This is a genomic window from Methanobrevibacter olleyae, assembly GCF_900114585.1.
Taxonomy (GTDB): domain Archaea; phylum Methanobacteriota; class Methanobacteria; order Methanobacteriales; family Methanobacteriaceae; genus Methanobrevibacter; species Methanobrevibacter olleyae.
Genome location: NZ_FOTL01000045.1, coordinates 1 through 9,362 on the forward strand (window position 1 = coordinate 1; position 9,362 = coordinate 9,362).

Consider the following 9,362-nt stretch of genomic DNA (forward strand, 5'->3'; position numbering starts at 1 on the left):
AATGAAAAAATTAAATCAAATATTCAACTACAAATTAGAGATATTTAACCCAAAAAAGAACACAGAAAAGATTAAAAAACTATTAAAAAGACTAAAAAACGAATTTTTAGAAAAAATAAACAATTGGGAAAAATATAAACCAATAAGGGGTAAAATAGAAGACTTCTTCAAATTATGCAAAGATGGACTCAACATGAGAGAATATACACAAATATACACATGATTCAGTAAAAAGAACCGTATATTTAAATGTATTTTTAGCAGGGCTCATCACATTACAAGGCTACACTACAAAAACAGCCCTACAAAAGCTTGCAGAAATGTAAAAAATCTAGGACCCTATATATTCTTATGAAATATATAATGTTCAATAGCTTTTTATCTCCAGTTAGAAGAATGAATCCTTATTTATGATTACCAATAAGTTCTGCAGTAATTATTGGAATAAGTTGGTTATTAATATTTACAATGAGTAAAATTCCACTTCTTAAAGTAGGAAGTGGAGTTAAATAAATAAATTTAAAAAATTTAAAAATTTTTATTTAGATAAAATTTTAAAGAAAGTAAATAAAAAAATTTTGCAAAATAACAAATAATTATTAAAATGATATGATATTAAAAAATTCTAAAATGATTTAAAAATTTATTTAATATTGTAAAATTTATTTAATATTAAAATAAAAAAATATTTACTATATATAAACCATATAAAACTTAATTATCATTCAATATTTAAAAACAATAAATTTAAATACTATTTTTAACAAAATAAACAATACAAGCTCTAAATTATTGAATTAGTAGAAATTCTGAATTAAGTTTTATTTTTTTAAATTAAAAACCTTAAACAAAATTTAAGAAATGATTTTCAATTATGAAAAAATCTAATTTAAAAACCTCTTTAAATATTTTTAAAATTGAATATTAGTTTAAAATATAGAAAGAAATTATACAAATTTAACAGTACATAAAACATAATATCAGCCATTATGTATATTTTATATACATAAAAAGATTTAAATAAATCTTTATGTATAAATAATATACATGGAAGTGATAAGATGTTAATAAAAATATTTGGAAATTCTCCCCAAATAAAAGTGATAAATTATTTATTAATGAATCCCTTTGGAGAATTAACAAAACAAGAAATTGCAGTTGGATCTGAAATATCTAGAATTACATTAAATAAATTTATAGAAGATTTAATTGGCAATGAAATTTTAGTTAAAGAAGCTAATTCTAAATATAAAGTAAATTTAAAATCACCAATTATTCAAAAATTAAATTTATTATTAGATGAATTAAGTAAAATTGAAATTGAAAAACAAATGAAAAACATTGATGAATCTTATGATGAATTAAGTGATGAAGAATTAGATATTATTTTTGATGAAGATTCTCCTAATGTTGATTTGAATGTATTAGAAAAAGAAATTGCATCAAAAGAAACATACCTCATAAAAGTTAATGAAAAGCACAGAAATTTAAATAAATATTCAATAGCTTTTGCTAAAGCAAAATAAAAACAAAACGAAAAAAATAAACACCACTTACCAAAGCAAAATAAAAACAAAACGAAAAAAATAAACACCACTTACCAAAGCAAAATAAAATATTTAAAAAGGGATAAAATGAATTTAGAAGAAATTCCTATAAACAATAATTTGATAATTAAACCAGATTCTGAAGTACTCTATGCATCTTCAGTTGGAATTGGTGAAGATAAAAATGAAATACGATTAATTTTAATTAATAAAAAATTAGTTAATAATAAAAATGATTTAGAATTAATTAATGAATCTAATCTTCAAATCATTTTAAACAAAAAAACTGCAAAAGATTTGAAAAATCTTTTAGATGATTATTTTGAAGAATAAATCTTTTAAATATTTAGATTTCTCTAAAAGTTTTTTAAAAGAAATTTTTCTTTAAAAAGTCGCAAGAGAGGTCTAAATGAATAGTAAAAATTATACTAAAAAGAACTATAAAAAAAATAAAAAAGAAATAGGTGAAAGGATATTGTTCTTTCTATACAGAAGCAATTATTGGCAAAAAAGACACACTCCAATAGAAAATATATGTAACAAATTATCAAATATTCCATGTAAATATATTAAAAAAGAGTTAAGGATTATGTCTAAAAAAGAATTAATACGTTACAAGAAAACTCATCATGGAGTAGATATATTTTTAAATATTGCTAAGAAAAAAGAAATAGGAAAAGAGATTCAAGGAAAATTAAATAAGCTAAAAAATTTTTAAAAAATAAAAATCTAAATAAAAATCTAAAAGAATTTAGTTAAAATTTTTTTAAAAGTTTTGATTTAGGTTTTTGACCAAAGGTCAAAAAAGCTGGCCTATTCAACAGTTACACACTTAGCTAAATTCTTAGGTTTATCAGGATCTAATTCTCTTAAAACAGATACATGATAACTTAATAATTGAAGTGGAACTATATAAACAAGTGGAGCTAAAATATCATCAACTTCAGAATTAATTAAAAATACATTATCAGATTCTTTAATTAAATCTTTATCACCTATAGCACCAATACCTAATACATCAGCACCTCTTGCTTTAACTTCTTGTAAATTACTCATAATTTTATTATGATCTTGTCCTGGAGGTACAACAACAACTACAGGAATATTTTTATCAATCAAAGCAATAGGGCCATGTTTAAGTTCACCTGCTGCATAACCTTCAGCATGAATATATGAAATTTCTTTTAGTTTTAAAGCTCCCTCTAAAGCAATAGGATAGGAAAAACCTCTTCCAATGAAGAATGCATCTTTATCCCTTTTATAATTATTAGAAATTTCACGAATTATACCCTGTTTTTTAAGAACTTCATCAATATAATCTGGAACTTTTTCTAATCTTTTAAGTAAATCAGCATCATCTGCAAGGAGTGCAGAGAACAAATAAATAGCAATTAATTGACTTACATAAGTTTTAGTAGCTGCTACACCAATTTCAGGACCTGCTTGAGTTTGAATCACATAATCAGCCTTTCTTGTAGCAGAACTTCCCCTAACATTAACAATAGCTAAGGTTTTAGATGTTTCATTAGCTGCATCTAATGCCTTTAAGGTATCTGCAGTTTCACCAGATTGAGAAATAAAAATAACTAAAGTTTGGTCATTTAATGCCTTAGCAGAATATTTAAACTCAGAAGCAAGTAAAACTTCAGTTGGTATACCTACTAGAGATTCAATTAAATATTTTCCAGTTAAAGAAGCATGATAAGATGTTCCACATGCAACAAAAACAACTCTGTTAATAGTTTCTTTAACTTCATCAACAATATCTTTAATTTTATCCTTTTCACCTAAAGTGTTTCTAATTGCAGCATCTTGTTCATTAATTTCCTTAATCATGAAATGATCGTAACCTTCCTTCTCAGCCATTTCAGGTGACCAATCTAAAACATCAATATCCTTTTTCATAACTTTATCATTAGCATCTTTAAATGTTACACCATCTTCAGTTAATATAACAATTTCGCCTTCTTCAAGGTATGCAATATTATTGGTATATTTTAAAATAGCTGGAGAATCAGAAGCAACAAAGTATTCATCCTCACCAATACCAACAATTAAAGGACTGTCTTTACGAGTAGCTACAACTTTATTTGGTTCATCTACACAAATAGCTGCAATAGCATAAGCGCCTTCAATAACACCTATAACTTTACGAACAGCCTTTTCCAAATCTAAACCCTCACCTATAAACTTATCAAGTAAGTGTGGAATTACTTCTGTATCAGTACCAGATTTAAATTCATAACCTTCTGCTTGTAAATCTTCTTTAATAGCTAAATAATTTTCAATAATACCATTATGGACAACTGCAATAGTACATGAAGAGTTTAAGTGAGGATGTGAATTTTCTCTACTTGGATCTCCGTGAGTAGCCCATCGAACATGAGCAATTCCATAATTACCTGGCATGTCAGCTAAGTTTAACTTATCATCCACTTTTTTAATTTGACCTTCATCTTTTTTAAGGTTAATTTTTCCATCAAAAGCAGTAGCTAAACCAACAGAGTCATATCCTCGGTATTCTAATTTAGAAATTGAATCTAAAAGAATTGGTGCTACTTTATCATTTTTTAATACACAACCAACAATTCCACACATAATTATCACCAAATAAAGAATATGAAAAAAATTAATTTTAAATAAAAATTGAATATATTAAATAAGATTTTAAATTGATTATTTAATATAGTAATTATAAATTAATATAGTAATTATAGATTTATTATAGTTTATTTTATTTAAACTTTTATATGAAAACTTTTTATTATATTTTTCATCTTAATTAGATAATTAATTATTTATCTTAATTAGATAATTAAATATTTCTAAAAAAATATAAATAATAGATATCAAAAAATGATATCAAAAAATAGCTATAAAGCAAATAAAAAACCCAATAATTAAATTAATTAAGTATGAAAAAGATTTAAAAAATTAAAAATAGAGTTAAAAATAGAATTAAAAATATAATTAAAAATAAATATAATTAAAAAAAGTAAAATAATTTTAAGATCTATTTTGAACCTTTTTTAAATTTTCCTCAACTAATTTGCTAGCTTCCTCATTTAATTCAACCCATTCCCATCCATTAGCTAAGACTTTTGATTTAAGTTTACTAATGTCTACTGAACTAACAAAATTAAGTTGATTGTTCTCTTTAAAAGAATATGCCCAAGTAAAACCTTGTTTTGTATTTGTTTTACGTTTAGTTACTCTAAAAAAACCAGTTTTATTATACCTTTCTAAAGAAGAGTCATCATAAGTTTCTTTATATTTCAAAACTAATTCACTAGCTTCATCTGTAAATTCTATCCATTTTAAACCTTTTTCTAAAACAATGATTTTTAATTTATATAGATTTACAGAAACAATTCTTCTTAATCTACCATCTTCATAATATTGGTATGACCAATAATCATTTCCATTTCTTTTATTTTCAACAAAACTAACTCTATAAATTCCAGAGGAGCTTTTATATTTTGAAAAATCAAGCTTATGTTTACCTCTTAATTTTTCATACTGGCGATTTTTAATTTCTTCATCAGTAAAAAATTGATGAATAATCTTACTAACAAAGATTTTACTTCTGCCAATGTCTTTTGCTATCTCTAACATAGTTTTACCTGAATTATATAAAGATAATATATAATTAATTAATTCTTCTTTAGAGACCACATCCTTAGAATTTGAGCCATTTATGTTTGTATTATTAGAATCATTTATCATAAAAACAATCCCCAATATTTTATAAAAACCTTAGCACAAAAATCACTTTTCTATACTAACTATAAGTAAATACCTACAGAAATCAGATTTTTTCTATACTAACTATAAATAAATACCTATTCAAAATCAGTTACTCTATACTGACTATAAGTAAATACTATTCAAAAAATCCCCATTTTTCTTATATTAATTATATGTTTATATAATATATATTATTTTCTTATAAAAAAAATTAAAAAGCTAAGATAAATTCTAAAACTTTTTTTTAAAAAAAATGATTAAGCATACAAAAATAGTTAAAATTAAATTAGGTTTATTAATGATAATAAATATAAAAATAATTGTTATATAATTTAATAAAATGATAATTGAAATCTTAATTATTAATTAAAAATAATTTAAAAAAATGATGATTAAAATGGATTCTAGAAATTTACTTTATGAAGGAAAAGCTAAAAGCGTTTTCCAAGGTGAAAGCCCAAATGAAGTCATAATTGGTTTTAGAGATGATATGACTGCCGGAGATGGTGCTAGAAAAGAAACTATGGGGCAAAAAGGTTATATTAACTCAATTATTTGTGCAAAAATCTTTGAAACTCTTGAAGATGCAGGAGTTAAAACACAGCTGATTGAACTTTGTGAGCCTTGTGTAATGAAAGCAAAAAAATTAGATATGATTCCAATTGAAGTTATTGTAAGAAACATAGCTACTGGAAGTATTATCAGAAAATTCCCATTTGAAGATAAGGCTCCATTTAACCCACCACTTATACAAATGGACTTTAAAGATGACCAGTTCCATGATCCAATGTTAAATGATGCAATAGCTATCGCACTTGGAATAGCTACCAAAGAAGATTTAGATAAATTAAGAGAACTAGCTCTTGAAGTAAATGAAGTTATGACTAAAATGTTTAAAGATATTGGAATTATTCTTGTTGACTTTAAAATTGAATTTGGTAAAGATTCAGAAGGAAATATTATATTAGGTGATGAAATAAGCCCAGATAGTTGTAGGTTATGGGATGCTGAAACTCTTGATATCTTAGATAAGGAACTCTTTAGACAAGGAAAAGATGATGAAGTTATTAATGCATATGAAGAAGTATTTAACAGACTCTTAAGTGAAGAAGATAGAGTAAAATGGAACTTATAAAATAAAAATAAAATTAACTTAATAAAAATCCAAATAAAAAAAAAAAACCCCTCTCAAATAAAATTAACTTAATAAAAATCCAAATAAAAAAAACCCTCTCAAATAAAATTAACTTAATAAAAATTCAAATAAGAAAAATAATAAATAAATTCAAAATTATAGGTGATTAAAAATGATGTATGACATTGAAGTTAAAGTTTCTTTAAAGCCAGGAATGTTAAATCCAGAAGCAACCACTATTCAAAGATCTCTCGCTCTTTTAGGATACGAAGTTAAAGGAACTAAAACTAAAGAAATAATTAGTTTTGTAATGGAAGCAGATTCTGAAGATGATGCAAGAGAAAAAGTAGATGACATGTGTCAAAAATTATTATGTAATCCAATTATCCACAATTATGCCATTAAAATCATTAAAATGGATTTAACTTGTGGAAGCTGTGGAAAATAAATAGGCTAATAAGTTGTATAAAGTGATAAAATGGCAATTGGAATTATAAGATTTCCTGGAACTAACTGTGACCGTGATGTTTATAAAGCTATTGAGCTTGCTGGTGGAGAAGCAGAGTACATTTGGTGGAATAAGGAAGATTTAGCTGATTATGATGGAATTGTTATACCTGGTGGATTTTCTTATGGAGATTATTTACGTGCAGGAGCAATAGCTTCTAACACTCCTGTAGTTGAAGGTGTAAAGGCACTTGTAAAAGAAGAAAAGCCAGTGCTTGGAATATGTAATGGAGCACAAATTCTTGGAGAAATTGGGCTTGTTCCAGGATTGTTCATTAATAATGAAGTTCCTAAATTTAATTGCGAATGGTCTAAATTAAAGGTTGCTAATAATAAAACTCCATTTACAAAAAACTTTGAAAAAGGCCAAATTATTGACATACCAATAGCTCATGCTGAAGGTAGATTCTATACTAAAAATATTGATTTATTAAAAGACCAAGACCAAATTGTTCTTCAATTTGCAGAGGAAAATCCTAATGGTTCTATGGAAGCTATTACAGGTGTTTGTGATGAATCTGGACTTGTATGTGCGATGATGCCACATCCAGAAAGAGCCACTACAAAATTATTAGGTTCAGACAATGGTCTTGAATTCTTTAAAGGTATGTTAGATAGTATTTAAACTATCCAATACATTACTTTACTTGTTAATCCATTTTAATTTCAAAAACTAAATACATTAATTTTCAAAAAAATAAGAAAAAATAACACTTCAATTTTCAAAAACTAAGGAAAGATAATATGCCAGTATATTTAATAGGTGCAGGTCCCGGAGACCCTGATTTAATAACTTTAAAAGCTGTAAAAGTTTTAAATAAAGCAGATGTTCTTTTATATGATTATCTATCTAATGAAGAAATATTAAAACATGCTCCAGAAGATGCAAAGCGTGTTTATGTAGGTAAAAAAGCAGGAGAACATTATAAAACACAAGATGAAATTAACCAACTAATCATTGAAGAAGCTAAAAAGAATGAAAATGTTATAAGATTAAAAGGTGGAGACCCATTTGTATTTGGTAGAGGTGGAGAAGAACTTTTAGCACTTGCAAAAGAAAACATAGACTTTGAAGTTATTCCAGGAGTTACCTCAGCAATTGGAGCCCCTACAAGTATGGGATTTCCCATAACCCATAGAGCAGTAGCTACTTCTTTTACAGTCGTTACTGGTCATGAAGATCCAACTAAAAAAGACAAGCAAGTGAAATGGGATTACACTGCAGATACTTTAATAATTCTTATGGGAATTGGAAATATTAAAGAAAATACATCAGAAATTATGAATTATAGAGACCCAAAAACACCGGTTTGTGCAATTGAAAGTGGAACTCTCCAAAATGAAAGAGTTGTATTTGGAACACTTGAAACAATTGCAGATAAGGAAATAAATACACCTGCAATACTTGTTATTGGTAATGTAATCGATGTATTTAAAGAAATTAAAGGAATAAAATAAACCTTTAATTTTTTCTATTTTTAAAAAAAAATCAACTGCCGAAACCATACTGAAACACTGAAAATTTATTATATGATAAAATGAATAAAAAATCTATAGTTATTTACACATTCACCCTTTCATTTATTGTATTAATCATTTTAATAAAAATTGATTTAACTACCAGTTTTGATAGTTCTATCTATAATTTAGTTACTATGAATATGAATGATAATTTAACAAATATCTATAAATCAATTACTTTTTTAGGTAGCGGAGTATTTATTACCATTTCCTGCTTATTATCATTAGTATTAAGTTTTATCTTAAAAAAAAGAAATATTGGCCTTATTATTACAAGTTGCGTAACTATAAATAGCCTTTTTAGTGAATTTTTAAAAATAATTATTGCAAGGCCAAGACCTGAAATATTACAGATAACTGTTGAAAATTCATATTCATTTCCTAGTAGTCATACTGTAGCATCAGTTTCATTATGTGGAATCTTATTATACTTAGTTTTAAAAAGAGAAATAAATAAAAAGATAAAATTATTTTTATCAATTATACTTGTTTTATTACCTATATTAATCGGTATAAGTCGTATTTACCTAGGAGTTCATAATCTAAGTGATGTTTTAGGTGGAGGAATTCTCGCTATAACTTTACTCTTAATTGAGATAAAAATAATTGAAAAAAAGATTTATAATAATCTATTAATAAAATAATTAAAAAAAATATTTTAAAAATATATAATCTCCACTATAAAGGCATTATATAAAAAATTAAATAAAAAAAATATCTTAAATAAGAATTAAATAGAAATAAGCTAAAATAATATGAAAAAAACATTATCTTTAAATATTATTAAAAATGAGACTGTAAAATTTTATAGGCTTTTTTTATTTTTTTATTTTTTTCTTCGTTAAATAAAAATAGGTTATTTTTTTCTTTAATTTTGAAATAAAGGATTTAAAAATAGTAAATTA

10 protein-coding genes and 1 pseudogene are annotated in these 9,362 nt (G+C 24.9%); 9 read left to right on the forward strand and 2 right to left on the reverse strand.

Annotated elements, in window-relative coordinates:
- The 4 genes and pseudogenes from BM020_RS09680 to BM020_RS09115 all read left to right on the forward strand — a co-directional run.
- Positions 1-326, forward strand: a pseudogene (locus BM020_RS09680) (IS5/IS1182 family transposase); the annotation flags it as partial.
- A 735-nt stretch (positions 327-1,061) separates the two neighbouring features.
- Positions 1,062-1,526 (forward strand): hypothetical protein, encoded by a 465-nt coding sequence (locus tag BM020_RS09105; protein WP_067146926.1) that lies wholly within the window; start codon positions 1,062-1,064, stop codon positions 1,524-1,526.
- Between the two features lie 108 nt (positions 1,527-1,634).
- A complete protein-coding gene (locus tag BM020_RS09110) occupies positions 1,635-1,880 on the forward strand; it encodes a hypothetical protein (RefSeq protein WP_067146928.1) in 246 nt (81 codons plus the stop codon).
- A gap of 76 nt (positions 1,881-1,956) precedes the next feature.
- Positions 1,957-2,265, forward strand: coding sequence for a hypothetical protein (locus BM020_RS09115; RefSeq protein WP_067146930.1), 309 nt, complete (start codon positions 1,957-1,959; stop codon positions 2,263-2,265).
- A gap of 95 nt (positions 2,266-2,360) precedes the next feature.
- On the opposite strand, the gene glmS is transcribed toward BM020_RS09115, so the two are convergent.
- Both glmS and BM020_RS09125 read right to left on the reverse strand, forming a co-directional pair.
- Entirely contained in the window at positions 2,361-4,145 is a 1,785-nt protein-coding gene (gene glmS / locus BM020_RS09120; protein WP_067146932.1) for a glutamine--fructose-6-phosphate transaminase (isomerizing), read from the reverse strand.
- Positions 4,146-4,553: 408 nt separating this feature from the next.
- Positions 4,554-5,273: a hypothetical protein gene (locus BM020_RS09125; RefSeq protein WP_074798946.1), complete on the reverse strand. Its 720-nt coding sequence runs from the start codon at positions 5,271-5,273 to the stop codon at positions 4,554-4,556.
- Positions 5,274-5,691: 418 nt separating this feature from the next.
- On the opposite strand from BM020_RS09125, the gene purC reads away from it, so the two are divergent.
- The 5 genes from purC (at position 5,692) to BM020_RS09150 (ending at position 9,101) form a co-directional block, all read left to right on the forward strand.
- Positions 5,692-6,429 carry a phosphoribosylaminoimidazolesuccinocarboxamide synthase gene (gene purC / locus BM020_RS09130; RefSeq protein WP_067146936.1) on the forward strand — a complete coding sequence of 246 codons (738 nt, stop codon included), beginning with the start codon at positions 5,692-5,694 and terminating at the stop codon, positions 6,427-6,429.
- Positions 6,430-6,601: 172 nt separating this feature from the next.
- Entirely contained in the window at positions 6,602-6,877 is a 276-nt protein-coding gene (gene purS, locus BM020_RS09135; protein ID WP_067146937.1) for a phosphoribosylformylglycinamidine synthase subunit PurS, read from the forward strand.
- Between the two features lie 30 nt (positions 6,878-6,907).
- A complete protein-coding gene (gene purQ / locus BM020_RS09140) occupies positions 6,908-7,561 on the forward strand; it encodes a phosphoribosylformylglycinamidine synthase subunit PurQ (RefSeq protein WP_067146939.1) in 654 nt (217 codons plus the stop codon).
- Positions 7,562-7,680: 119 nt separating this feature from the next.
- Complete coding sequence (gene cobA / locus BM020_RS09145; RefSeq protein ID WP_067146941.1) at positions 7,681-8,394, forward strand: uroporphyrinogen-III C-methyltransferase; 714 nt, start codon at positions 7,681-7,683, stop codon at positions 8,392-8,394.
- Between the two features lie 80 nt (positions 8,395-8,474).
- A complete protein-coding gene (locus BM020_RS09150) occupies positions 8,475-9,101 on the forward strand; it encodes a phosphatase PAP2 family protein (RefSeq protein ID WP_074798948.1) in 627 nt (208 codons plus the stop codon).
- The last annotated feature ends 261 nt before the right edge of the window (positions 9,102-9,362 follow it).

Bases quoted from the DNA above. Each gene is read 5' to 3' on its own strand.
- cobA (WP_067146941.1), top strand. From the start codon at position 7,681: ATGCCAGTATATTTAATAGGTGCAGGTCCCGGAGACCCTGATTTAATA.
- purS (WP_067146937.1), top strand. From the start codon at position 6,602: ATGATGTATGACATTGAAGTTAAAGTTTCTTTAAAGCCAGGAATGTTA.
- glmS (WP_067146932.1), bottom strand. From the start codon at position 4,145: ATGTGTGGAATTGTTGGTTGTGTATTAAAAAATGATAAAGTAGCACCA.
- purQ (WP_067146939.1), top strand. From the start codon at position 6,908: ATGGCAATTGGAATTATAAGATTTCCTGGAACTAACTGTGACCGTGAT.
- BM020_RS09110 (WP_067146928.1), top strand. From the start codon at position 1,635: ATGAATTTAGAAGAAATTCCTATAAACAATAATTTGATAATTAAACCA.
- BM020_RS09105 (WP_067146926.1), top strand. From the start codon at position 1,062: ATGTTAATAAAAATATTTGGAAATTCTCCCCAAATAAAAGTGATAAAT.
- BM020_RS09125 (WP_074798946.1), bottom strand. From the start codon at position 5,273: ATGATAAATGATTCTAATAATACAAACATAAATGGCTCAAATTCTAAG.
- purC (WP_067146936.1), top strand. From the start codon at position 5,692: ATGGATTCTAGAAATTTACTTTATGAAGGAAAAGCTAAAAGCGTTTTC.
- BM020_RS09115 (WP_067146930.1), top strand. From the start codon at position 1,957: ATGAATAGTAAAAATTATACTAAAAAGAACTATAAAAAAAATAAAAAA.
- BM020_RS09150 (WP_074798948.1), top strand. From the start codon at position 8,475: ATGAATAAAAAATCTATAGTTATTTACACATTCACCCTTTCATTTATT.